We start from the raw sequence: 24,734 nt of genomic DNA on the forward strand, positions 1-24,734 counted from the left end.
CAGGGTGGTACACGGCTTCTATGTCACATTACAGGTTTGCGTCTAGGAACTCTTTCAATTGAGTTTTAGACAGAGCGCCAACCTTAGTTGCTGCAACGCCGCCGTCTTTAAACAGCAGCAAAGTCGGGATACCACGGATACCGAATTTAGGTGGTGTACCCGCATTCTGATCGATATTCAGTTTACCGATAGTGACTTTCCCTTCGTATTCTTCTGAGATCTCATCAAGAATCGGGGCGATCATTTTACAAGGACCACACCATTCAGCCCAGAAATCTACTAGCACAGGGCCAGCTGCTTTAATAACGTCAGCCTCGAAGCTGTCGTCAGTCAGCTGCAAAATCTTGTCGCTCATCTTCCACTCCAATGATTGCTTTTTGTCACTGGCGATATACCAACCAGTAAATCATCACACTATTTGAATGTATTCACTATCGTATTGCAAGCCTAAGCTGATATTCTATGCGGATGAAAATGACGCATCTCACAGAGCAGAAATTTGCCGACTTCGGTCTACACGCCGATGTTATCAAAGGTTTGGAAGAAAAAGGGTTTCATAATTGTACCCCTATCCAAGCCTTGGCATTGCCGGTCCTGCTCACCGGCCAAGACATTGCAGGACAGGCCCAAACGGGTACAGGTAAGACACTGGCATTCCTGACTGCTACTTTCCATCACTTGCTAACGACTGAGGCACCTGCCGATCGTAAGAAGAATTGCCCACGCGCTATTATCATGGCACCTACGCGTGAACTTGCGATTCAGATCTACAACGACGCTGCCCCACTGCTAGCCTCAACCTCGCTAACCGCAGGCCTTGCCTACGGCGGCGAAGCGTACGACAAACAAAAAGAAGTGCTGGAAAACGGCGTTGATATCCTTATCGGCACCTGTGGTCGCATCATCGACTTCTACAAACAGCGCGTTTTTGACCTAAGTGCCATCCAAGCCGTTGTGCTTGATGAAGCCGACCGCATGTTCGACCTTGGCTTTATTAAAGACATCCGCTTCTTGTTCCGTCGCATGCCTGCACCTGCAGATCGTCTGAACATGCTGTTCTCTGCAACGCTGTCTTACCGCGTTCAAGAGCTGGCGTTTGAACACATGACAAACCCAGAACACGTTGAAGTGGAACCTGACCAAAAAACGGGTCACCGCATCAAAGAAGAACTGTTCTACCCGTCAAACAACGACAAAATGCGTCTGCTTCAAACCCTCATCGAAGAAGAGTGGCCAGAGCGTGCGATCATTTTCGCAAACACCAAACACCGTTGTGAAGACATCTGGGGTCACTTGGCAGCTGATGAACACCGTGTAGGTCTGTTGACGGGTGATGTGCCTCAGAAAAAACGCGTCAAAATTCTGGAAGAGTTCACCAAAGGCAACGTTGATATTCTTGTGGCAACCGATGTTGCGGCCCGTGGCCTTCACATCCCTCAAGTAACACACGTCTTCAACTACGACCTACCTGACGACTGTGAAGATTACGTGCACCGCATCGGCCGTACTGGTCGCGCGGGCGCAAGTGGCTCGTCAATTAGCTTTGCGTGTGAAGAGTACGCCATCAATCTGCCTGCAATCGAAGAATACATCGATCACGCGATCCCTGTATCCGAATACGATGAAAGCGCATTGATGACCGAACTGCCTGCAGCGATTAAGGTGCATCGCCCACGTCAGGTGAACGGCCGTCGCAACACCAATGGCAAGTCTGGCTCACAGCCACGCAGCCGTGGTCGTCGTCGCCCGCAACAAGCTAACAAAGCGTAATTCGCTCAGGGGTAACACAGCATGGAAAACGCGCGTTCGCCCCTGTACGCTGCTATCGACCTTGGCTCCAACAGTTTCCATATGTTGGTGGTTCGAGAAGTTGAAGGCAGCGTACAAACGCTGGCAAAAATAAAACGCAAAGTCCGCCTCGCGGCAGGGTTAGATAGCCAACTTCATCTTAGCGAAGAAGCCATGCAGCGCGGCTGGGATTGCTTGTCCCTGTTTGCCGAACGCCTGCAGGACATCGACACCAACAATATTCGCATCGTCGCGACCGCGGCCCTTCGCAGTGCCAAAAACGCCGACACCTTCATTGCAAAAGCCAATCGCATTCTAGGTCACCCGATCACCGTCATTAAAGGTGAAGAGGAAGCTCGCACCATTTATCACGGCGTCGCGCATACCTCTGGCGGCAAAGGAAAACGTCTGGTTGTCGATATCGGCGGTGCAAGCACCGAACTGATCATTGGTGAAGGCTTTGATGCCGCTGCGCTCACCAGCCTCGATATGGGCTGTGTGACTTGGCTTGAGCAGCACTTCAAAGACCGCTCTCTTACAGATTCGAGCTTCAAACACGCCATTGAAGGGGCAAAGCAAGTACTTCAACCGATCGTCGCGCGTTATCGTGAATTGGGATGGGATGTCTGTGTTGGCGCAAGCGGCACGGTACAAGCCTTACAAGAAATCATGATTGCGCAAGGCATGGATGAGGTGATCACCCTCGCCAAACTGCACAGGTTGCGTCAACAAGCCATTGGCTGCCACCAGCTTGAAGAACTGGATATTGATGGCCTCACGCTTGAACGCGCGTTGGTTTTCCCAAGTGGTTTGTCGATACTTATTGCCATTTTTGAAGCGCTAGACATTGAGTCAATGACGCTGGCTGGCGGCGCACTGCGCGAAGGCTTGGTCTACGGCATGATGGACAGCATGCGCAAGCAAGACATTCGAAAGCGTACCATTGAAAGCATACAGTCGCGTTACCAACTCGACACCGAGCACGCTCAACACGTTGCCGAGACCGCAGAAAAGCTGCTCGCACAGTGCGGGGAAGAATGGGTGTCCGAGCCTATCGCCAGAGACATGCTGATCACCGCCGCCCAGCTTCATGAGCTCGGGATGAGCATTGGCTTTAAGCAAGACGGCGAACACGCGGCGTATCTCATCAAGCATTTGGATTTGCCCGGTTTCACCCGCGCACAAAAACAATTGCTGGCTGAAACGCTGCGTCATTATCGCGAACAACTGCATGGCGTAAGTGCTCAAAACGCACTGTCCACCATCAGCGCAAATCGCCTCCTTCGTCTCCTTCGCTTGGCCGTTATTCTCTGCCATCGTCGAGACCAATCTGCGATTCCAGACTTCACGCTGACCGCGTCTGCAAAAGTATTAGCCCTTTCTCTGCCAGCCAATTGGCTTGAAGAAAACCCGTTAATGTCCGCAGAGCTTGCACTGGAAGCGCAGCGCCAATGCGATCATAACTGGCCGCTCACCGTGTCTTAAGAGCTTAATTCACAAAATGCGCAGACAAAAAAGCACGGCCATAGCCGTGCTTTTTCTTACATATTGCGAACCATTAAAGCGTAATCACGAACTGCGCGGAAACACCAACTTGGTTTTCTTCTTCACCATAGTAAGCGCCTAAATCAAAACCAAATGCACCGAATGGTTTAAAGCCGATACCTGCCGTGATGGTATCACTCGCATAGTCGGTCATACTTGCGCTATAGCCTGCACGCAATTGTGCCCAATCCCAAGCATTCAGCTCTACACCTACACGAGCAAATTGTGTTTCATGTTCTACTTCGCGGAAAAAGCGAGTTTTCGAAATATCGTAGTCCGCCGCAATGGTAACAACACCATTACTGTAAGCCGCACCGACTGTGTATTTTGGCTCAACCAAAAACGTCGCTTTTGAGCCGTAGCTTTGATTGGTTTCTAACTCTTGTGCAAAGATGTTTTTAGCCGTGAAGCCCAAAGTAATAGCGTCAGTCGGCAAATAGCTCACACCGAAGTCAGCATTGAATACCGTTTTCTTTTGATATTCAGAACCCAAGTCAAACTCGTCTTCTTCAAACCCACTGACGGTATTTTTATAATTCACCGCAACAACGTGTTGTGCCTTTGGCGTGACACCAACAGACAAGCGTTGACCATCAAACGGTAACTCAACCGCACGAGCCAACGTGATACCCGCATCAACCGTGCCACCAATCATCCCTTGAACAGTCGATGACATGTTGTCTGGGTTTGGTTGGCCTTCTAGATCACTTTCTACAACGTCAGAAAGCGCGATTGTCGCAACATTTGCCTGAACAAAAACATTCATGCTCAGGTGCTTATTTGGAATAGCAGCAGCTAAACCAATGCTGGTATCGACATTGAGCTTTCCGTTATCAATGGCTCTCAACGCCTGTTTCCATTCATCCTGAAGAGCAAGGTCATCAGGCATGCTTTCTAGCGCTTCATCAACCTCCTGAAAATGGTCGATTTTATTGTATAAGTCATCCCCATCATGGACCCCCGCGCCCAAGGATAGCAAAAGTCCAAAATCATCAGACCCAGAGTAATTCACCGCCTGCGCAGGGTTATGGAATGGCGCCATCAAATAAGACGACGAAGCGACTCCCGTGCCCCCCATCGCCAAAGAACGAGAATCAGACACACCGAATGCAACTGCAGGTAATGAGGTGATAGTCAGGCCAATCGCCAAAGTTAAACGCGTTTTCTTCATTTTCTTATCTTGAAACCATAATCAAATACAACATTTTATTCTTTAAACAAGAACAAGGGGAGATTATATGAATTTTTATACACAGCAATTTTCACCACACTACTAACGAGCGCTAATTGGCCAAAATCGGGCTGAGTTTTATTCACAAGCCACGGGAATATATGCATTTAGTGAACGAATATCACTAAATTTCGTCATTCATTAATTTTCCTCACCATCTCTATTATCCATAAAAATATGCATTTACTTATAATTTAATCAAAACGATAATCCGCCACATAAAACACAAATAACAACATTTTATAAAAGAGGCGTTATGGTAACTATTCCAAAAAAGCAGGCTGCACTTGCGCTTGCTATCTCTTCCGCACTTGCTTTATCAGCGTGTGGTGGTGATGATGACAGTGGCACATCAGGCGGCGGTAACATTGGTGGCGGCAGCGGTGGCGGTACCGTTCAGCCTGGTGGTGTGATAATTACTGCAATGGATGGTTACCTAAAAAATGCGCTTCTGTGTGCGGATGACAACGGCAACGGCATTTGTGAAGCCAGTGAAATAATTAAAGATACTGACGGTAAAGTTCTGCTAACCGATGAAGACGGCCACATTGATGCCAAAATCAGCCAAGCAGATGAAAAACGTCTTGAAACTTCAGCTCGCCTGATTGCAACAGTCCAGTCTCTAGATGCCGATTCAGAAGTCATTACTGAAGACATGGACTTACCCGGTCAGGCAATGAAAGCCGTCACTCTTCGTGCGCCTGCAGGTTCTGAAATTGCCAGCCCAATTACAGACTTGGTTGTATCTAAGATGCAATCAACAGAGACGACTGAAGGCCTTTCAAAAGAGGACGCAGAGAAAGCTGTCGCTAAATCACTTGGTGGTTTAAACGTAGATGGCGAAGTGTCCACAGAGATTCTGTACAGCAACTACATCGAAGATAAAAAATCAGATGATGTGGCTAGCAAAGCGCTTGCAGAAAAAATCCACAAAACTGCGCAAATCTTGACTGAAACCAAAGCGACCGCTTCATCGGAAGAAGCATTCGACAAACACTTAGATGCTGTTGTTTCAGCAACTGTGGAGACCGTTGATAACATCGCAAAAGATCCTGCCGTTGATATCAACGATCCAACCCTAAAACCGTCATTACCAGTGACCGATGAGTCTGTTGGTGAAATGGTTACCAACTACGCGGTTCAGTTCAACGCAGCCAAAGTTGAAGAACTGGCAGGCCAAGTTGAGACTCTAAAAGATGTTTACGGCGACGTGGACATGTGGGGAGACGACAAGACTATTGTTGTTGAAACTGCAGCACTAGTGACTGACAAAGACGCAACTGCAGATAAAGCCAACACAATTTCTATCGCTAACAAAACAGCCCTTCGTGACGCGAACCTTGCTGTAACACTAGCTAGCGACACGCTGACTATTTCTCGTGTGAATCCTGAAGCACATGTTGCAAAAGGCACCTACAAGATTCAACTGGCTACCAACGACCTGAACAGCAATGGCGATGTGGCTTCAGAGCAAGTGATCGCAACGACCACGCTTGATCTGACTGTGGATAGCTTCAACTACGCGCCGACACTGAACCAAGACATTGCCGATGCTGTAGCGAAAGACGTTAAAGCAGTAGAGCTTGAACAACATGCCGCTGTAAATGCATCGTTTGACGTTGCTGAACTGTTTTCTGACAAGAACGGGGACGTACTGAAGTTCAGCGCTAAATCTACTATTCCTGGTATTGAGGCCTCTGTTAACGGGACGACCGTTTTCCTTTCTGGTGCACCAGCTATTGCGTCGGCAGATGGCAAACTTGTCGTATCAGCGAGCGACGGTGTGAACAAGCCAATTGAGTACTCATTCCCTTTCTCACCAGTAACACCTGTAATCGCCAATGAACTGCGCGACCTGTTGGTTGGGGAAAACAAAACTTGGTACCGTTGGAATGGTGAAAGTGAGGAAATCACAACACCTGAAGGCAATGCCACTTGGCGTAACTACGCAAACTGCATGGCAATAAAGTTTGTCGAAGGTGAAAACAAGAACTCAGGTATTACTCTGCTTGCTGAAGGTGAACAATGCCCTTCAGAGTCAAGCACCTTCAAGCAAGATGGCACATGGGAAGCCAATGCAGAAGGTTACCTAATTTGGACAATCCCAGGCGAAGGTGACGCTACTCTAATTGGCTTTGTGAAACCTCACGGAAATGATGAACGTCAACCACGTATCACCGTATTTGAACGAGAAAAACTCGTTGAAGTTACAAAAGCGAGTAACGGCAAAGCAGCACTGACAGCTTCAACCTTGGAAAGCGGTTTTACTCTGTTTAAAGGTCAAGTGTCTGCAAATAACTACTGGAATGACAGTGATGGTTCAGTTTGGCTAGGCAAGGACGTTTCTATTTCTGCCACTTCTCGCCACGGTCAATTCACCACAAACGAAACACAAGACCACATTGATGTTGATCTATTCTTCGACAACATGAGTTGTGAAGAGCTAGGTTTCAAAGCCGACCCAAACAACACTCAATTCAATGGCTATGTTCCTGCAGACCTGCGTGCAGACTACTTCCGCTTAATCGGTGAAGGTACGAACGGCCAATGGTTTGACTATGGCGTTGAAGAAGGTATGAAACAACCGTACGCTTTCCAAAGCACTGACAGTGACGGCACCAAATACTGTGCAGTAAATCTAGATGTAAGCAAAGACTACGAACATTCAACTAGCTTCAAATCAGGTCAAGCGCTGACTATCTATGTCTCAGATAAAGCTAACACGGGTGATGAAGAGTTCATCATTAACACCTTTATCGACCGCGATTTTTCTATCCAACCTAAAGAAGACCTGATTATTTCTGAAACGGGTATCTTCTTTGTTGATGGCAATTCAGTGAGCAATGTTTACCGTGCTGAGAAAGGTGGTAAAACCGTATTCCTAGAACAAGGAATGGAATTGCAAAACGGTAAATGGAGTGACTGGTCTCCGTTTGGTGACTCTCAACTAATTACTCAATACGTAGCAGCAAATGGCCACCACGCTTACCAGCTGTTTAATGAGGGTGGTGATAACAACTCTGATGAGTCTTTCACCATCTGGTCTGATGCAGTGAATACTATGCACGGCAAAGACACTGGCAGTGACGACGTTTGGGATCAAAAGATCTTCTTCTCACTAGAAGAAGCACAAGCTGCTGTAGAAGCGGTACTGAACTCAGAAATCAGCTTTATTGGCTCGGTTTGGAAAGAAACCTTTATCACTGAGGACTCTGAAAGCTCGGATTACGCTGTATTCACTTACCAAAATAATGGCGTGTCTGTTACCGAGTACAAGAATAACGTAGCTGGTAAAGCAAAACTGTACCCTTATAATCCTGCTGATACCGACCTACCATGTCGCGATGATGTGTCGCATACCTGTACATTTGAACAATTAAACAAGAGCTACGAGTTCTTTGATGGCGAATCGTTCACTACTTGGGTGAAATGGGAGTGGGATCCTATTACCAACCCAAACAAAATGTGGCGTCACAAAGGCGAACACGAATCTGAGTGGGTACGTCTGAAGTAACTTCAGTATCCAGCGAGTAAAAAAGGCGACCAATCGGTCGCCTTTCTTCTTTCTAAACACTTAGCTTTAAAAGCTCCAAAGCAACTGAACACCGGCACTGTAGTGCATGGTGTCGCCTTCAGGGACAACCGCGCTGTAGCGTTTATCGTCAACCGTGATCACGACACTGTCGCTCTCGTTACGGTTTTCATAGGTTGCGGTGACAAAGCCACCGATGCTGACACCCGGATAAATACGGTATGACACACCTGCTTCCATCGAGCCACGGTAGCCTGTTTCATAGAATGTTTGGTCTTCCAAACCCGCGGCCGTGTTGGTGGTGTAGCTCCACACCGGCACACCGACAATCGCACGGAACTGATATTGCCAAGGGCTAGCGTTGTGCAGTGTGCCCGTGTCGTAAACAATGCCCATGTCTAAGAAAATATCTGTTGAGGTCTCTTCCCACGTATTGGTGAAGAACTCATGTTGACCTTCAGGTAACTCACGAAAACTTTCTTTGCCATAGCGTTTGTGGGTTTGGTAGCTAAATGCTGGACCTGCAACAACACGCCATTCTGGTGTCATCTTGTAGTGCAGTAGCGCATTGGTAGACGCGCGAAGGTATTGATATTTGTTGGTTTGCATCAGCCCAGCAGCATCGTGCCACTCTTCTTCTGCACTACCCGGTGAAAACGTTGCGAGGGCTTCTAACGAGAAATCGAATTTCTCATTCACATAGTACAAACCGCCCGTATTAATCACTGGGCTCATGACAGTGACTGAGGATTCGATGTTTGGGTACTTTTCATCATAAGTAACGTGCTCGAAGCCACCACGAAAATACGAATACCCACCTTTTGCTTCTTTCTCTGCAGCAAGTACCTGCGGAGCAAAACCACTCACCATTGCGAACGCCACTGCTGACGCTAAAACCGCCTTTTTCATTGTTGTATATTCCAACTATCTTATTGTTTATAAACACATTTAACTCGAGTTTCATTATACAAATTCAGACAGTCTTTAGTTTTGCAGGCATAAAAAAAGCACGCAAATTGCGTGCTTTTCCTGCCAAACGCTCAATTAGCCAGCAATGCCACTATGACGCAGCAATGCATCAGGTGATGGCTCGCGGCCTCGGAAACGTTTGAACAGCTCCATTGGCTCTTCACTGCCGCCACGCTCTAGGATGTTTTCGAGGAAAGACGCGCCCGTTTCGGTGTTGAAGATGCCCTCTTCTTCGAAGCGACTAAACGCGTCAGAAGATAACACCTCGGCCCACAAGTAGCTGTAGTAGCCCGCACTATACCCCCCAGCGAAGATATGGCTGAAAGCATGAGGGAAACGGCTCCACTCTGGCGATTTCATCACGGCCACTCGGCGCTTAATGTCCGCCAATGTTTCCAGCACTTTCGCCCCTTCTTCTGGGTCGTAAGTGGTGTATAGCGTGAAATCAAACAGCGCAAACTCTAGCTGACGCAACAAGCCCATGGCTGATTGGAAGTTTTTCGCGGCCAACATTTTATCGAGCATGTCTTTTGGCAGCGGTTCGCCAGTCTCGTAATGACCTGAAATGAACGCCAGCGCGTCTTCTTCCCAACACCAGTTCTCAAGGAACTGACTTGGTAGCTCAACCGCATCCCACGGTACGCCGTTGATGCCAGACACGGAGGATTCATCCACTTGCGTCAGCATGTGGTGAATGCCGTGGCCAAACTCGTGGAACAAGGTCACCACTTCATCATGGGTGAACAAGGCTGGCTTATCGCCAATCGGTTTGTTGAAATTGCAGGTCAGGTAAGCCACTGGGGTTTGTAGCTCGCCCGATTGCGTAACACGACGAACGCGACATTCATCCATCCATGCGCCACCGCGTTTGTGTTCACGGGCGTACAAATCCAGATAGAAGCTGCCGCGCAAAGTGCCTTTGGCATCGAAGATGTCGCAGAAAGAGACGGATTCATGCCAAACATCCACACCCTCACGACGCTTCACGTCCATGCCAAACACGCGTTTCAGCACTTCAAAAAGGCCTGCAACGACTTTTTGTTCTGGGAAGTAAGGGCGAAGCTCTTCGTCTGAAATGCTGTATTGGTGCTGCTTCAGTTTTTCTGAGTAGTACGCCACATCCCAAGGTTCAAGGGCTTCAACACCGAAGTTGTCTTTCGCGAATTGCGTTAATGCTTGGAAATCTTGCTCACCTTGCGGGCGCGCTTTGTCGACCAATTCATTCAGGAAGGTTAAGACCTGATCCGTTGAGCTCGCCATTTTGGTCGCCAGCGACAATTCGCTATAGCTTGCAAAACCCAGTAGGCGGGCAATCTCGTGAGAAAGCAGCAATGTTTCGCTGATAAGGTCAGTGTTATCCCACTTGCCTGCATTGGGGCCGCGATCTGATGCTCGAGTGCCATACGCTTGGAACAACTCAGCACGCAATTCGCGGTTATCGCAGTAAGTCATTACTGGCAGATAAGAAGGAATATCGAGGGTGAGTAAGTAACCGTCGAGTTCTTTCGCTTCAGCCTGCGCTTTTGCAGCCGCAATGGCAGAATCGGGCATGCCCGCAAGCTCATTTTCATCGGTAATGTGCTTATTCCACCCCATGGTGGCATCCAAGACATTGTTGGAGAAATTTGAAGAAAGCTCTGAAAGGCGCTTGCTGATCTCACCGAATCGGTGCTGCTCTTTTTGGCCTAACGCGATGCCTGAAAGCTCAAAGTCGCGCAACGCATCGGTAATGGTTTTCTGTTGAGCAAGGGTCAGAGAAGCAAAGTCGTCGCGCCCTTTGATCGCTTTGTAAGCATCATAAAGGGGTTTATGTTGACCTACCCATGTCGAGTAGTCAGACAGCAATGGTAAGCAGGCTTCATACGCTTCGCGCAGCGCTTTGCTATTGGCGACCGCGTTCAGGTGGCCAATCGGCGACCACACGCGGCTCAAACGATCGTCACTCTCTGCGAGCGGCACGCAAATGTTATCCCAACTTGGATCGGTGTTGTTTTCCAGCACCGCTTCAACAGCAGCACGGCAATCGGCAAGTACCTGCTCAACCGCAGGTTGCACATGCTCTGGTTTGATATCAGAAAATGGCGGTAAATCTGTAAACGACAATAGCGGGTTGGTCATTGCGGGTTCCTTTCTCTCTCAGATATGTCTTATTTATGGCGGTAAATAGGTGGGTTTTCAATGCTCATGCTGCATCCAATCACGCAATAAGCGATAATACTGGCTACTTTTTTCGTTTTCATCGGGTCATACCATGCTCAGTTATCGCCACAGCTTCCATGCTGGCAACCACGCTGATGTTGTTAAACACATCGTTCAAAGCCTGATCATTGAATCACTTAAGCAAAAAGATAAGGCTTTTGTTTACCACGATACGCACAGTGGTGCGGGACGTTATGATCTGTCAGATGACCACGCTGAGAAAACCGGCGAATACAAACAAGGCATTGGCCAGATATGGCAATGCGACGACGCACCGAGCGCATTAGCACCCTATTTAGATACCATTCGCAGCCTGAATGATGGCGATGAACTTCGCTACTACCCAGGCTCGCCGAAGGTAGGCAGAACATTGCTACGCGACCAAGACCGCGCAATGTTCACAGAACTTCACCCAACGGATTTCCCACTGCTTCTTCAAGAATTTCGTGGCGACCGCCAGGTGAAAATGTTCAAAGAAGATGGCTACGCACGTCTGAAAGCCAGCCTTCCTCCCAAAGAGCGTCGCGGCGTGGTGTTGATTGACCCGCCTTATGAGCTCAAACACGAATACCAAGATGTCGTTGATGCCATTGGTGAGAGTGTTGAGCGTTGGGCGACTGGCACTTATGCGATTTGGTATCCAGTGGTGTATCGTAAAAATATTGACCTGATCACTCGCGGTCTAGAAAGACTAGGCATTCGCAAGATTCTTCAAATTGAATTGGGGGTTGCACCCGATTCCGAAGAGCGCGGCATGACGGCATCCGGCATGATTGTGATTAACCCGCCTTGGACGCTTGAAACGCAGATGAAAGAAATTCTACCGTGGTTGCAAAGTAAAATTGCGCCCACGACAGGCCATCACTTTGTAGAATGGGTGGTACCTGAGTAATAAACAGCCCCTTTCGGGTCTGATAGTATTGGGAAATATTGGATTACCGCTTTCAATGCGGAAATAAGAAAAATCACATGGAGAATAAAATGGCCAAGCATTTTGATTACATCTGTATCGGTGGTGGTAGTGGTGGTATTGCATCGGCTAACCGAGCAGCAATGTATGGTGCAAAGGTAGCAATTGTTGAAGCGCGCCACTTGGGCGGAACCTGCGTAAACGTGGGTTGTGTACCAAAGAAAGTGATGTGGCACGGCGCTCAAGTTGCTGAAGCGATCAAACTGTATGGCCCTGACTATGGTTTCGATACCACGGTCAACAAGTTCGACTGGGCAAAACTGGTCGAGAACCGTGAAGCCTACATTGGCCGCATTCATACCTCTTACGAAAACGTATTGGGTAAAAACAACATCGAAGTCATCAATGGCTTTGCCAAATTTGTTGATGCGAAAACCGTCGAAGTGAACGGCGAGCACTACACTGCCGACAACATTTTGATTGCAGTCGGCGGCGAGCCAACCATTCCGAACGTACCAGGCGCTGAGCATGGTATCGATTCAAACGGTTTCTTTGAACTCACTGAGCAGCCAAAACGCGTTGCCGTTGTCGGTGCGGGTTACATCGCGGTTGAAATCGCCGGTGTTCTGAATGCGTTAGGCACTGAAACGCACCTGTTCGTGCGTAAAGAATCGCCGCTTCGTACCTTTGATCCAATGATTATCGATACCTTGGTGGAAGTGATGGAAGCAGAAGGCCCTCGCCTTCACACACATTCAACGCCAAAAGAAGTCGTGAAAGAGACGGATGGCTCTGTGACACTGCATTTTGAAAACGGCACGTCACATAACACTGATGTGTTGATCTGGGCGATTGGTCGTAACCCAACCACCAGCAAAATCAACTTGGAAGCGACTGGCGTTGAAACCAATGATCGCGGCTACATCAAAGTCGATGAATTCCAGAACACGAACGTGGCTGGCATCTACTGTGTGGGCGACATCATGGAAGGTGGCGTTGAGCTAACCCCAGTAGCAGTCAAAGCGGGTCGTCAGCTTTCTGAGCGTCTGTTTAATGGCAAAACCAACGCCAAAATGGATTACACGCTGATCCCAACCGTGGTCTTCAGCCACCCACCTATCGGCACCATTGGTTTGACTGAGCAAGAAGCGAAAGCGCAATACGGCGAAGAGAACGTCAAAGTGTACGGCTCTGGCTTCACAGCCATGTACACCGCGGTGACACAACACCGTCAACCTTGCCGCATGAAACTTATCTGCGCCGGTGAAGAAGAAACGGTTGTTGGCCTTCACGGCATCGGCTTTGCGGTTGATGAGATGATCCAAGGCTTTGGCGTTGCCATGAAGATGGGCGCAACCAAAGCGGATTTCGACAGCGTTGTGGCTATCCACCCAACAGGCTCCGAAGAATTTGTCACGATGCGCTAAGCATTGATTTAAGAATTAAAAAGCGGCCAATAGGCCGCTTTTTTGTTTATCGCCACACCGTTATCGTTACTCGCAAAGCACATTCACTTCTGAAGATTGAGATAGCGGCATGGGCACCATGATGACAAGATCATAGGCCTCGCCACTTGCAACCCAATAAGGCAGCCGATTCGGCACTGCACTTCGCGCTTCGGGGTCGGCAATCAGCTTTTTTAACGAAGCAGCAGAAACCACTCTAAAGCCGTTTTCTGTGCAGGTTGCTTGTGCCTCAGCAAAGGACGCGCGTAACCACATTTCTTCATTACGGGAATAATGCCGTTCACCGTTTTTCGGTTTGGGCACTTGCACACCCGCAACCGCTCTGAATTTACGATTACGTTTTACTTTCTTGGGTTTGGCGGTGGTTTTGGCTGGCGCAGCTGTCATTGCATCAAGTTCAGGCATCACGTCATTACGCTGAGCGTTCATCATTGGCTCTGAGACCGCGTCTGCCGAGGCAACTAATGCGACTGGAGCAGCAAGGGGAGTTGCTTCAACCATGGCTGTCTCAGCCACAGCGACGTCAACAACGGGTGATGATGTAGAAGGCGCTTGCGCAATCATTTCTATCACAGGCGCAGGGGTCAGTCGCTCTTCGCCGCTTGTAGACACTTCACGAACAAAGGCAGCCTTCATGGTTGGTTGCTTTCGCATGCCGTCTCGCACTTTCATTGCGGTACTGAATTGCTCAAATGGCCCAGCAAGACAGCGGTAGGTTTCCCCTTCCTTACGAAGCATGACCTGATTGGCGAGCACTGATTTGGCGAGTTGACCTGAAAACCAGGCATCTGGCAGGTCGTTTACGATCCCACACTGAACCCAAAACTGACCTTGTTCGGACACTGGGTCTTTTCCCCATAAGCCATCACCAATGGGGCATGTTTCATCAACCACATTCCACGTACCTATGCGCTCAGGCGAACACGCACTCTCCGCCGAAGAAGCAGGTACATTGAGAACTACCGATAAAATCAAAGCGCTAACAATACGAATGCTCGAAGCGATCATGATCCCTCACAGACTGGAAATAGATGATTAAACTTTTATGAGCGGAGATCGTTAGCTTAGTTCGGATTTACGCGAACCGATAAATTTGATGCTTAAAACGATAAAAAAAGGTAACTAACGTTACCTTTTTTATGCAGATTTGGCGGAGGTTAACCTTTGTATATTTTTGGGTTAAACACATCCCGTAACCAGTCACCCAATAGGTTGATAACCAGAACGAGAACAACCAACACGATGCCCGGGAACGCAGTGATCCACCATGAACCGGAGAAAATATACGTAAAGCCAATACTGATCAGTGAACCCAAGGAAGGTTTATCCACCGGCATACCTAGCCCAAGGAAAGACAACGCAGCCTCAGACATGATGGCATTCGCAACTTGTACCGTCGAGATCACCAAAATTGGCGACAAGCAATTTGGCAGAATGTGTCTGAACATAATGCGCGGCGCTTTAAAGCCCATCACCTGCGCCGCTTCAACATATTCCTTTTTCTTTTCAGCCAGCACAGAGGCGCGAATTGTTCGCGCGTACTGAGGCCATTCAGCAACACCGATGATCACCACCAGCATCAAAATGGCATACTCGCTATAAAAGTCACTGCCAAAGCTCGCTTTAAAGATCGCTGACACAATGATGGCGACCATCATGGTAGAGAACGACAATTGTACGTCAGCGATACGCATTAGTAGGCTGTCGATACGTCCGCCGAAATACCCTGCACTCAAGCCAATCACAATGCCCAGAAGCAACTGTAAGGCGACAGCACCAAGGCCAATGACTAATGAGATACGCAGGCCATACAAAATGGTTGAGAGGATATCTCGCCCTTGGTTGTCCGTCCCCAATAGGAAGCGCTCATCCCCCCACTCCATCCACTGAGGAGGAAGCTCAGAGTCCATGATATCAATCACAGACAAATCGTACGGGTCCGACGGTGACAAAAGCGGCGCTAGCACAGCGGCCAGAACAAAAGATACAAAGACCGCAAAGCTGAACATGGCGACTTTGTCGCGCTTAAAGTAGTAGAAAAAATCCGATGCTAAAAACTGCTGCCAGCGAGAAGGCGCTTTTGATGTCATCTGTTCCATGATTATGCCCCCTTGCCTGTCAGATTAACCGTTGGGTTAATCAAGCCGTAAATCAAATCAACAATCGTATTGGTGACCACAAACAGCAAGCCCACAAAAATGACGTAAGCCGTGATAAGCGGTGTATCCACTCGGTTGATTGCCTCTAAGAACAAAAAGCCGGTGCCCGGCCACTGGAAGACCGTTTCCGTCAAAATGGTGTAGGCCACCATGGTACCTATCTGAACGCCCCCCACAGTGACTAAGGGAAGCATGGTGTTCTTCAGTGCATGACGATACTGCACGGTTTTTTCAGGCATGCCTTTAGCACGAGCAAACTTCACGTATTCCGTGCTCAATGCTTCTAGCATTTCAGAACGCACGAGACGGATGAACAACGGCAGCATGATAGAGGACAGTGCAATACTAGGCAGTACAAGGTGTGACAAGCCGTCGAGCGTAAAGAAGCCAGATTCCCAACCTAGAATGTTGACGGTATCTCCCCGTCCAAACGACGGAAACCACCCGAGCTCTATGGAGAAAACATACATCAGCATAATGGCGGTCAAGAACACCGGGACAGAGATGCCAATACTGCTGCCCGCCATGATAATTTTGGTAAACACACTGTTGGGGTGAATGGCGGAGTACACACCCAAAGGAATAGAACACACGATAATGATGATGGTCGCGCCAATCACGAGCTCAAGTGTCGCCACCAGCTTATCCAGAATCACATCAACGGCTGGACGTTTGAAGAAGTAGGACGTCCCCAAGTCACCTTGCAATGCATTACCCACAAATCGCGCGTATTTCTGATGGAATGGGTCGTTTAACCCAAGCTCATCACGCAGTGCTTGTCTTTCAGACTCAGAAACCGATTGCCCAACCATTTCACGCAACGGATCGCCAAGATTATCCTGAATGGCAAACGCCACTAGGCTGATCACAAACATCACTATCACGGCCTGAAACAGACGCTTGACGAGAAACGTAAACACTTCTTGCCCCTTACCTTTCCTTGAAGACTTTTACTTTTTACTTCTTTCAATTGGCTTCATTTCCAAGTGAAAGAAAACGGCCCTTTCTATCCATTGGTTCTACAAGATAGAAAGAATGGCCGTTTAGTGTTTAAACACGCCAGTTAAAGAGACGTCCTCAACTGACGTAATACGTGGTTACTTCACCACTAGGTCGCCGAAGTAAGGGAAGTTCATTCCGTTTACAATTGGACCGATTTCTACGTTGTTCTTGGCTGCCCATGAAGGATCTTGCCAATGCAGAGGAAGGAACGCCGCTTCGTTATAAAGCGTTTCTTCAACTTGCTTAAGCATCGCATTTCGCTTGGTCAAGTCCGTTTCTTTGTTCGCCGCATTGACCAGCTTATCCACTTCGCCATTGCTGTAATGACCACAGTTGTACTGACCTTTACCAGTGTCAGCGTTGCGGGTCATGGCAAGGAACTCAGTGAAGTTTGCAGAATCTTCTGTGTCTGGGTGCCAACCGATCATCAGCATGTCAGCCGCACACTTATCAAACTCAGGCCAGTATTGCGCTTTTGGCATGGTTTTCAGATCGACTTTGATACCGATTTTCGACAGCATCGCCGCCGTTGCTTGCGCGATTTTGTCATCATTCACGTAACGGTTGTTCGGCGCCATCATGGTCAGCTTGAAGCCATCCTCGTAGCCTGCATCTTTCATCAGTTGCTTGGCTTTGTTGAGGTCGTAACGTGGCTTGAGGCTCTCGTTGTAGCCCGCGTAGCCTGGAGGACTTTGCTGTGCTGATGCAGTCGCTGCGCCCTTCATAACCTTCTTCGCGATGCCTTCGTTATTGACCGCGTAAACAATCGCCTGACGAACTCGCACATCTTTCAAAGCAGGGTTGCTGTTTTGGTTCATTTGGAACGTGATGATGCGCGTACCCGGCATGGTGTAAAGATCAACGTCTTTCGCTTTCTGAATACGCTTGTAATCGTTTGGAGAAACCGGCGCGATCATATCGACATCGCCCGACAGCAACGCAGCAACACGGGTTGCATCTTCTTTAATTGGCACCAGCGTTAACTTATCAACGTTACCACCAGACGCGTTATCCCAGTAATCAGCAAAGCGCTCAAACTCTACTTTTACGCCTTGCTCACGCTCTTTGACAATGAAAGGTCCAGTACCTGAAAGGTTGGCTGATGCAAAAGAGTTACCGTGCTTAACAAGCTCTGCTTTGTCTTTCCCTTCTGCGGTTTTGCCAGAGTAGAACTTGCTGTCCATAGGGAAGATGTACGTCGCCACGTTTTCAATCAGTGGGTACGTGCCGTCTGTTTTGATTTCAACCGTGTAATCATCAACTTTCGTCAAGGACACGAGCGGCTCAAAAATGCCTTTAAAGTCAGGAGATGACTTTAGGCGATTGAACGTCCACACCACATCATCTGCGGTCAGTGCGTTTCCTGAGTGGAATTTCACACCCTTGCGAAGGTTGAAACGCATGGTTTCGTTATCAACACGCTCCCATGATTCAGCGAGACGAGGTTCAAATTCCATTGATTGGTTAAAACGAACCAACGGATCAAAAACCATGTGAGACAACTGAAGGGTACCGCCAGAGAGTTGCTCATGCGGGTCAAGTGAGACCGGATCGGCATCGTAAGCAACCGTAATGTCTGCGGCTGATGCAGCAAAGCTTAAACCTGCTGCCATCATCGCAAGGGCGATTTTACTCTTGAAGGTTTTCATTGCATGACTCCTTATGCAGGGAAGCGAGTTCCCTTTCTGTTGTGTAGTGCTCATTCATATGGCCAGTGGGCACAACGAATCCTTTCCACTGGCGATTAAGGTGTGTTTCTTAACTTACAGCAGCACTCATGCCTTTGAACTCTGGCATTAGCGATATCAACTGCTTGCTATATTCGTGCTGTGGCGACTCAAACAAGGCTTCGGTTTGTGCCACTTCCAACAAGGTGCCCTTCTTCATCACCCCAATGCGATCGCACATCTGACGGATCACGGGCAAGTCATGGCTAATAAACAGCATGGTGAGATTGAGCTCTTGTTGCAGATCTTTTAGTAGGTTGAGTATTTGCGCTTGAACGGACACATCCAGTGCAGAGGTAGGCTCATCGCAGATCAGCAGTCGCGGCCTTGTAGCAAGTGCGCGCGCAATGGAAATACGTTGGCGCTGCCCACCTGAGAATTCATGAGGGTACTTAATGCCACTGGCACGGCCCAAACCTACGTGATCCAAGAGATCGCCCACGATTTGCTTCACTTGCCTGTCGTTCTCAGCCAATTTGTGGAAACGAATCGGCTCAGCAATGATGTCTTGCACTTTCATGCGAGGGTTCATCGATGAGTACGGATTTTGAAAAACCATCTGCATCTGGCGTCGCATCGGGCGACGTTGGGCTTCACTTTTCAGCCCAGTGAGGTCGATGCCTTCAAACCAGACTTTTCCCGAGTTCGGCGGATAAAGCCCGGCGATAACTCGCGCAATGGTTGATTTGCCTGAGCCGGATTCTCCCACCAAGCCAAACGTTTCACCTTCTTGGATATCAAAGCTGACATCGTTCGACGCTTGGACATATTCCCGTCGATTTTCGAAGAAAGAATCTTTGGTGATGAAGCGCAGGTTGACGTTCTCTACACGCAGCAGTGAGCCCGTGTAATCGCGCTCGTCTTGGCTTTGACCAAGCCAATGGGTTTTCACATCAAGCGGCTTCATTTCCACGGCTTCTTCGATGTAGCTCACCAGTGGAAATCTATCGAGCTTGATATCCGATCGCGGTACAGCAGAAATCAAACTTCTGCTGTAAGGGTGCTCGGGCGTGTTTAGCACTTTGGATGTTTCGCCAAACTCCACCAAGTCACCACGGTACATTACTGCAATTTTGTCTGTGACGTTAGAAACCACGCCCATGTCATGCGTAACGAGCATGCAGCCGACGTTTTTCTCAATGCACAGGGTGCGAATAAGGTTGAGGATCTGATCTTGAATGGACACATCCAGCGCCGTTGTCGGCTCATCGGCAATGATAAGCTCCGGCTCACCCGCCAACGCAATAGCAATGACGACACGCTGGCGCATACCGCCAGAAAACTGATGAGGATATTGCTTAACACGCACATGTGGTTCAGGAATGCCCACTTGATCCAGCAAAGATACTGCACGTTCCTTGGCTTCTTGTTCAGAAACACCCAGGTTGACGGTAATGGTCTCAACAAGCTGTTGTTCCACCGTAAACAAGGGGTTCAACGAGGTCATCGGATCTTGAAAGATAAATCCAATGCGAGACCCACGATAATGCCGCATTTTTTCGGGTGAAAGCCCGGAGATCTTTTCTCCATCTAAAAACACCTCGCCACTTGCCACATGCCCCGGAGGGCTCAGCAGGTCAATCACAGCGTTTCCAACGGTAGATTTACCCGCCCCAGATTCACCCACGACACCCACAATCTCCCCACGCTCAATAGAGAAAGAAAGGTTTTTAACCGCGGCAAAGACGCCGTGACGAGATGGATACTCAATTCGAAGGTTTTTTACTTCAAGCAATGCCATTGACCAGACCCTTGATACTGCACAAACCCGTGCCTGTCTGAACACAATCCCTGTTTACATCAATAAAACAAGACCAAATTAACGACCTACAATCTGTCAAATGTTTCACGAAAAAGCAACAAACCAACACTTATTGCCATAGCAACCGTTCATTATCGAATAAATATTCATCAACAATACATTTAACAGCATCGAAAAATATGAGAAGCCCCTCCTATCCCGCGATAAGAATGCACAAATTGATGCACATGGCTGACGGGTACATAACAAGAAAGGCTGTCTAATTATTCAAAGTAAATTAGAAGATAAGTAAGAAAAAGGTAGGGAAACACCGTCAATCAAGGTGCTTATTTGATGAGAACTGTGAGGATACGCAGTCAAACAAGGGACGAATTCAGCAATAAAGCCCATCCCACAATGCGATTTTAAACAGAACGGCCAAGATAAAGAGGCGCACTTTCGAGGAAAACACAGCGTCGAACCGACTCAAACGCTTTTCTAAACCGCAGATACGAAAAAGCCCGCTCTATTGAGCGGGCTTAATCTGAATGTGGTCGGTGAAGAGGGATTCGAACCCCCGACCCTCTGGTCCCAAACCAGATGCGCTACCAAACTGCGCTATTCACCGAGTGGGGTGGCTAACGGGACTTGAACCCGCGACAACTGGAATCACAATCCAGGACTCTACCAACTGAGCTATAGCCACCACATTATTTTTTTGCCAATTTCTTGCTGTATCCGGATTGGCGCACCCGACAGGATTCGAACCTGCGACCTTTGGCTCCGGAGGCCAACGCTCTATCCAGCTGAGCTACGGGCGCTTGTCCCTGTCGGCGGAGTCGCATATTACGGATATCGCTACTTGCCGTCTAGCACTTTTTTTAATTTTTTTTCTGAATGCTCTCTTTTTGTTCAAACAGAATAAAAACCGTGCGAGTGGGCATAATCATAACGGTTTAACGCAACAATCTAAAGCGCTATAATCACTTAATGTTTACACGGAGTTAACCTAATCACGGTATCACTTCGTAGTTAGACAAAGTCACATATACTCAAAATGTCGACCTTGGTATCCGAATATTGCCCTTTCAGTGTGATATAACGAACCAACAGCATAAAAAACGCTCGGATTTATCGGAGCCACAATGAAATTGGGAGTGAAACAGTGAGCGCAAAGGGAATTTTTTTACGTCGTTTAGCAGTGTCTGCTGTCACCGCATTGTCTCTTGTTAGTGCAGTTCACGCTGCTGACATGTCTGAAGAAGCCATTGCAGAACGTATCGCACCTGTTGGTTCTGTCTATCTCGAAGGCGAAGCCCCTGTAGAAACAGCCGCTGTACCTTCTGGCCCACGTGCAGGTGACGCCGTGTACAACACCTATTGTATGGCATGTCACTCTACCGGAGCCGCTGGCGCACCAAAAGCAGGTGATGCAGCAGCTTGGGAGCCGCGTATTGCTCAAGGCAAAGACACGTTAGTGAGCCATGCAATTAATGGCTTTAACGGCATGCCTGCAAAAGGCACATGTATGGATTGTTCTGACGACGAAATCGTCGCGGCGATTGACCACATGCTGTCTCTATAAATCAGGCAACGCCAAGAGAAAAGCGGCCTACAAGGCCGTTTTTTGTTTTCAAGCTATCGAGTCTGGAAGCAACCGCACTGACAGCACACCGTTAATCAAACACAATATTGGGGTGTTCTATTTTGAAACCTCAACATGACTGAATTTGAAAAAATGTCCCAAGGGCTCGCTTTTAATGGCGATGACGACGGGATCAGTGCCATTCGTGCCAATGCCTTTGTTCACCTCCAAGCCCTCAATGCCCAGCGCAGTGATAACATAGCCGATATCGCCCAAAAACTCTTTGGCCACTTTGATCCAGAATCCATGGTCATGACGCCCTTTCAGTGCGAGTTTGGCAAAAATATCCACATCGGCCACCAAACGTTTCTCAATATGGGGGTAGTGATGCTGGATGGTGCGCCTATTACCCTCGGCAATAACGTATTAGTGGGACCAAACTGCCAGTTTTATACAGCAGGACATCCACTCGATTACCGCCGCCGACGCCAATGGGAAACCTTCTGCAAGCCTATTGTGGTTGAAAACGATGTATGGATTGGTGGGAATGTCGTGGTCTGCCAAGGTGTCACCATTGGCGCTCGCTCGGTGATTGCCGCGAATTCCGTCGTCACACAGGATGTGCCGCCCGATAGCTTAGTGGGTGGCACTCCCGCGAAGGTGATTCGGAAAATCCATGAGAATGGCGATACAGACGCACTGGAGACAGCCTAACCCACCTTGGTTTGAGACTCACAGTGTCAAACATGGCCTCATTAAAGAAAAAGCCAGCATTCGCTGGCTTTTCGTTAATCCTTTTTAAGCATGGCTCGGAGGTTGGCAATGGCCGCTGACCCTTTGGCCATTCGCTCTTCTTGTGTTTGAGGCTTTTTCTTTTCTTCCCATTCAACATCATCGTAAGGAAGTTCCTCAAGGAAACGACTCGGCATCGGTTTAATCAACTCGCCATATTGGCGACGTTCTTTACACAAGGTGAAGGTCATTTCTTTCTGGGCGCGTGTGATGCCCACATAAGCAAGGCGACGCTCTTCCTCAACGTTATCTTCATCAATGCTCGATTGGTGCGGCAACAAGCCCTCTTCCATGCCAATCAAAAACACGTAAGGAAACTCGAGGCCTTTCGAAGCGTGTAAGGTCATCAACTGCACCTGATCGGCATCATCGTTGTCTTCACCGCGCTCCATCATGTCACGCAAGGTGAGTCGCTGTACCACTTCACGCAGCGTTTTCGGCTCGTTGTCGTAGTTGTCCCCTTCCAGATCGGCAACAATCCAGCTGTAGAGGTCTGAGACGTTTTTCATCTGCATTTCAGCGGCTTTCGGGCTGGATGCGGTCTCATAAAGCCAATCTTCATAATGTGAATCACGCACCAGCGAGCGAACCGCTTCAACGGCGTTACCACGCTCAAACTCGTCAGACATTTCGACAATCCAGCGCGTGAAGCGTTGAAGCGACTCCAATCCACGCCCAGTAAGGTGCTGTTGAAGCCCCATTTCAAAACTGGCCGCAAACAGGCTCTTTCCTCGCATGTTCGCGTACGTTCCCAGCTTTTCAAGCGTGACAGGGCCAATTTCACGACGCGGTGTGTTTACGATACGCAGGAAGGCATTGTCGTCATCTTGGTTCGTTAACAAACGCAGGTACGCCATGATGTCTTTGATTTCTGCGCGCGCAAAGAACGAGGTTCCCCCTGAGATTTTGTAAGGAATGCGGTTTTGCATCAGGGCTTTTTCAAACAAGCGAGACTGATGATTTCCGCGATACAAAATCGCATAGTCTTTGTAATCAGAACGATGCATATAGCGGTGTGCAATGATTTCCCCCACCACACGCTCGGCTTCGTGATCTTCGTTGTTGGCTTTAAGTACCTTCAACATTTCGCCGTCAGGCAGCGCTGAGAACAGGGTTTTCTCAAACACGTGTGGGTTGTTGGCAATCAGGATATTGGCCGATCGCAAAATACGGCTGGTTGAGCGATAGTTTTGCTCAAGCTTGATGACTTTGAGGCTCGGGAAATCCTGATTCAGCATCAAGAGGTTTTTCGGCTGTGCGCCACGCCAGCTATAAATAGACTGGTCATCATCCCCTACCACGGTAAAGCGGGCGCGCTCACCCACCAGCATTTTCACCAGCTGATATTGGCTGGTGTTGGTATCTTGATACTCATCCACCAGTAAGTAGCGAATTTTGCTTTGCCAGCGCTCGCGCACATCCTGATTGGTTTTCAGCAAGATTACAGGCATCAAGATAAGGTCATCAAAATCCAGTGCGTTGTAAGCCTTCATTTGCTTTTGATACAGGGTATAGCAATGAGCAAAAAGCGTATCTTGCTCACCCATAGCAGATGCTGCCGCCTGAGTCGGCGTCAGCATGTCATTCTTCCAATTGGAGATCTTGTGCAGAAGCTGCTTGAGTAGATCTTTATCGCCTTCTAACTCATCTTCTGTTAGCTCTTTGAGCAGCGCCATTTGGTCTTGATCATCAAACAGCGAAAAGCCCGCTTTTAGCCCTAGCGTTTTATATTCACGACGGATGATGTTGAGACCAAGGGTATGAAACGTTGAAACGGTTAAGCCGCGCGATTCTTGTTTGCCAAGGGTTTGGCCAACACGTTCTTTCATCTCACGTGCTGCTTTATTGGTGAAGGTCACCGCAGCGACATGACGCGCCTTGTAACCACACTCCTGAACCAAGTAGGCGATTTTATTGGTAATAACGCGGGTTTTACCCGAGCCAGCGCCCGCCAAGACTAGGCACGGTCCAGACACATGGTGGACGGCGTCATTTTGGGCTGGGTTCAGTTTCATGTGGTTCCTCTGTTTATCGTCAGCGATGAGTCGCACTCACATTGTAAAAGGAATGCTGGCTTACTTCATCATT

The 24,734-nt window shown here is 48.5% G+C and carries 17 protein-coding genes and 3 tRNA genes; 7 read left to right on the plus strand and 13 right to left on the minus strand.

The annotated features are described in order from the left end of the window. Window positions 1-28 precede the first annotated feature (28 nt). The gene (gene trxA / locus EQP46_RS14480; RefSeq protein ID WP_129494332.1) at window positions 29-355 is read right to left on the minus strand and encodes a thioredoxin TrxA; all 327 of its coding nucleotides are present in this window, start codon (window positions 353-355) and stop codon (window positions 29-31) included. 113 nt (window positions 356-468) lie between these two features. Between trxA and rhlB the strand changes: the two genes are divergently transcribed. Together rhlB and gppA are read left to right on the plus strand one after the other, a co-directional pair. Further along, window positions 469-1,770, plus strand: a complete 1,302-nt coding sequence (gene rhlB / locus EQP46_RS14485; protein ID WP_129494333.1) for an ATP-dependent RNA helicase RhlB — start codon at window positions 469-471, stop codon at window positions 1,768-1,770. 21 nt (window positions 1,771-1,791) lie between these two features. Further along, window positions 1,792-3,273, plus strand: coding sequence for a guanosine-5'-triphosphate,3'-diphosphate diphosphatase (gppA, locus tag EQP46_RS14490; RefSeq protein WP_129494334.1), 1,482 nt, complete (start codon window positions 1,792-1,794; stop codon window positions 3,271-3,273). Window positions 3,274-3,346: 73 nt separating this feature from the next. On the opposite strand, the gene traF is transcribed toward gppA, so the two are convergent. Continuing rightward, window positions 3,347-4,504, minus strand: coding sequence for a conjugal transfer protein TraF (gene traF / locus EQP46_RS14495; RefSeq protein WP_129494335.1), 1,158 nt, complete (start codon window positions 4,502-4,504; stop codon window positions 3,347-3,349). 316 nt (window positions 4,505-4,820) lie between these two features. Here traF and EQP46_RS14500 point away from each other — a divergent pair, with 316 nt between their 5' ends. Next, the gene (locus EQP46_RS14500) at window positions 4,821-8,078 is read left to right on the plus strand and encodes a hypothetical protein (protein WP_129494336.1); all 3,258 of its coding nucleotides are present in this window, start codon (window positions 4,821-4,823) and stop codon (window positions 8,076-8,078) included. 66 nt (window positions 8,079-8,144) lie between these two features. On the opposite strand, the gene EQP46_RS14505 is transcribed toward EQP46_RS14500, so the two are convergent. Together EQP46_RS14505 and prlC are read right to left on the minus strand one after the other, a co-directional pair. Then, on the minus strand, window positions 8,145-9,005 hold the full coding sequence (locus EQP46_RS14505) for a hypothetical protein (protein ID WP_129494337.1): 861 nt from the start codon (window positions 9,003-9,005) through the stop codon (window positions 8,145-8,147). Window positions 9,006-9,140: 135 nt separating this feature from the next. Further along, complete coding sequence (prlC, locus tag EQP46_RS14510; RefSeq protein ID WP_129494338.1) at window positions 9,141-11,183, minus strand: oligopeptidase A; 2,043 nt, start codon at window positions 11,181-11,183, stop codon at window positions 9,141-9,143. A 133-nt stretch (window positions 11,184-11,316) separates the two neighbouring features. Here prlC and EQP46_RS14515 point away from each other — a divergent pair, with 133 nt between their 5' ends. Together EQP46_RS14515 and gorA are read left to right on the plus strand one after the other, a co-directional pair. Then, the gene (locus EQP46_RS14515; protein ID WP_129494339.1) at window positions 11,317-12,156 is read left to right on the plus strand and encodes a 23S rRNA (adenine(2030)-N(6))-methyltransferase RlmJ; all 840 of its coding nucleotides are present in this window, start codon (window positions 11,317-11,319) and stop codon (window positions 12,154-12,156) included. Window positions 12,157-12,245: 89 nt separating this feature from the next. After that, complete coding sequence (gene gorA, locus EQP46_RS14520; RefSeq protein WP_129494340.1) at window positions 12,246-13,601, plus strand: glutathione-disulfide reductase; 1,356 nt, start codon at window positions 12,246-12,248, stop codon at window positions 13,599-13,601. Between the two features lie 66 nt (window positions 13,602-13,667). Here the strand turns inward: gorA and EQP46_RS14525 are convergent, their stop codons facing one another. The 8 genes from EQP46_RS14525 to EQP46_RS14560 all read right to left on the minus strand — a co-directional run bounded on the left by EQP46_RS14525 (window position 13,668) and on the right by EQP46_RS14560 (window position 21,090). Next, on the minus strand, window positions 13,668-14,648 hold the full coding sequence (locus tag EQP46_RS14525) for an SPOR domain-containing protein (RefSeq protein ID WP_129494341.1): 981 nt from the start codon (window positions 14,646-14,648) through the stop codon (window positions 13,668-13,670). Between the two features lie 149 nt (window positions 14,649-14,797). Further along, on the minus strand, window positions 14,798-15,739 hold the full coding sequence (locus tag EQP46_RS14530) for an ABC transporter permease (protein ID WP_129494342.1): 942 nt from the start codon (window positions 15,737-15,739) through the stop codon (window positions 14,798-14,800). A 2-nt stretch (window positions 15,740-15,741) separates the two neighbouring features. After that, window positions 15,742-16,719: an ABC transporter permease gene (locus EQP46_RS14535; RefSeq protein ID WP_129494343.1), complete on the minus strand. Its 978-nt coding sequence runs from the start codon at window positions 16,717-16,719 to the stop codon at window positions 15,742-15,744. Between the two features lie 177 nt (window positions 16,720-16,896). Continuing rightward, window positions 16,897-18,450 (minus strand): ABC transporter substrate-binding protein, encoded by a 1,554-nt coding sequence (locus EQP46_RS14540; protein ID WP_129494344.1) that lies wholly within the window; start codon window positions 18,448-18,450, stop codon window positions 16,897-16,899. 109 nt (window positions 18,451-18,559) lie between these two features. Continuing rightward, window positions 18,560-20,269, minus strand: coding sequence for a dipeptide ABC transporter ATP-binding protein (locus EQP46_RS14545; protein ID WP_129494345.1), 1,710 nt, complete (start codon window positions 20,267-20,269; stop codon window positions 18,560-18,562). Between the two features lie 551 nt (window positions 20,270-20,820). Next, window positions 20,821-20,897: transfer RNA gene (locus EQP46_RS14550), tRNA-Pro, on the minus strand. Window positions 20,898-20,899: 2 nt separating this feature from the next. Continuing rightward, window positions 20,900-20,975 (minus strand) — tRNA-His (locus tag EQP46_RS14555). Window positions 20,976-21,013: 38 nt separating this feature from the next. Beyond that, window positions 21,014-21,090: transfer RNA gene (locus EQP46_RS14560), tRNA-Arg, on the minus strand. 344 nt (window positions 21,091-21,434) lie between these two features. On the opposite strand from EQP46_RS14560, the gene EQP46_RS14565 reads away from it, so the two are divergent. Both EQP46_RS14565 and EQP46_RS14570 read left to right on the plus strand, forming a co-directional pair. Continuing rightward, window positions 21,435-21,854 carry a c-type cytochrome gene (locus EQP46_RS14565; RefSeq protein WP_102317675.1) on the plus strand — a complete coding sequence of 140 codons (420 nt, stop codon included), beginning with the start codon at window positions 21,435-21,437 and terminating at the stop codon, window positions 21,852-21,854. Between the two features lie 135 nt (window positions 21,855-21,989). Continuing rightward, on the plus strand, window positions 21,990-22,568 hold the full coding sequence (locus EQP46_RS14570; protein WP_129494346.1) for a sugar O-acetyltransferase: 579 nt from the start codon (window positions 21,990-21,992) through the stop codon (window positions 22,566-22,568). Window positions 22,569-22,642: 74 nt separating this feature from the next. On the opposite strand, the gene rep is transcribed toward EQP46_RS14570, so the two are convergent. After that, window positions 22,643-24,661: a DNA helicase Rep gene (gene rep / locus EQP46_RS14575; protein WP_129494347.1), complete on the minus strand. Its 2,019-nt coding sequence runs from the start codon at window positions 24,659-24,661 to the stop codon at window positions 22,643-22,645. Window positions 24,662-24,734 lie beyond the last annotated feature (73 nt).

Source organism: Enterovibrio baiacu (assembly GCF_004120195.1).
Lineage (GTDB): Bacteria > Pseudomonadota > Gammaproteobacteria > Enterobacterales > Vibrionaceae > Enterovibrio > Enterovibrio baiacui.

What these genes read in the sequence shown, in the direction of transcription:
- trxA (WP_129494332.1), bottom strand. Translation starts at nt 355, where the DNA reads ATGAGCGACAAGATTTTGCAGCTGACTGACGACAGCTTCGAGGCTGAC.
- rhlB (WP_129494333.1), top strand. Translation starts at nt 469, where the DNA reads ATGAAAATGACGCATCTCACAGAGCAGAAATTTGCCGACTTCGGTCTA.
- gppA (WP_129494334.1), top strand. Translation starts at nt 1,792, where the DNA reads ATGGAAAACGCGCGTTCGCCCCTGTACGCTGCTATCGACCTTGGCTCC.
- traF (WP_129494335.1), bottom strand. Translation starts at nt 4,504, where the DNA reads ATGAAGAAAACGCGTTTAACTTTGGCGATTGGCCTGACTATCACCTCA.
- EQP46_RS14500 (WP_129494336.1), top strand. Translation starts at nt 4,821, where the DNA reads ATGGTAACTATTCCAAAAAAGCAGGCTGCACTTGCGCTTGCTATCTCT.
- EQP46_RS14505 (WP_129494337.1), bottom strand. Translation starts at nt 9,005, where the DNA reads ATGAAAAAGGCGGTTTTAGCGTCAGCAGTGGCGTTCGCAATGGTGAGT.
- prlC (WP_129494338.1), bottom strand. Translation starts at nt 11,183, where the DNA reads ATGACCAACCCGCTATTGTCGTTTACAGATTTACCGCCATTTTCTGAT.
- EQP46_RS14515 (WP_129494339.1), top strand. Translation starts at nt 11,317, where the DNA reads ATGCTCAGTTATCGCCACAGCTTCCATGCTGGCAACCACGCTGATGTT.
- gorA (WP_129494340.1), top strand. Translation starts at nt 12,246, where the DNA reads ATGGCCAAGCATTTTGATTACATCTGTATCGGTGGTGGTAGTGGTGGT.
- EQP46_RS14525 (WP_129494341.1), bottom strand. Translation starts at nt 14,648, where the DNA reads ATGATCGCTTCGAGCATTCGTATTGTTAGCGCTTTGATTTTATCGGTA.
- EQP46_RS14530 (WP_129494342.1), bottom strand. Translation starts at nt 15,739, where the DNA reads ATGGAACAGATGACATCAAAAGCGCCTTCTCGCTGGCAGCAGTTTTTA.
- EQP46_RS14540 (WP_129494344.1), bottom strand. Translation starts at nt 18,450, where the DNA reads ATGAAAACCTTCAAGAGTAAAATCGCCCTTGCGATGATGGCAGCAGGT.
- EQP46_RS14545 (WP_129494345.1), bottom strand. Translation starts at nt 20,269, where the DNA reads ATGGCATTGCTTGAAGTAAAAAACCTTCGAATTGAGTATCCATCTCGT.
- EQP46_RS14570 (WP_129494346.1), top strand. Translation starts at nt 21,990, where the DNA reads ATGACTGAATTTGAAAAAATGTCCCAAGGGCTCGCTTTTAATGGCGAT.
- rep (WP_129494347.1), bottom strand. Translation starts at nt 24,661, where the DNA reads ATGAAACTGAACCCAGCCCAAAATGACGCCGTCCACCATGTGTCTGGA.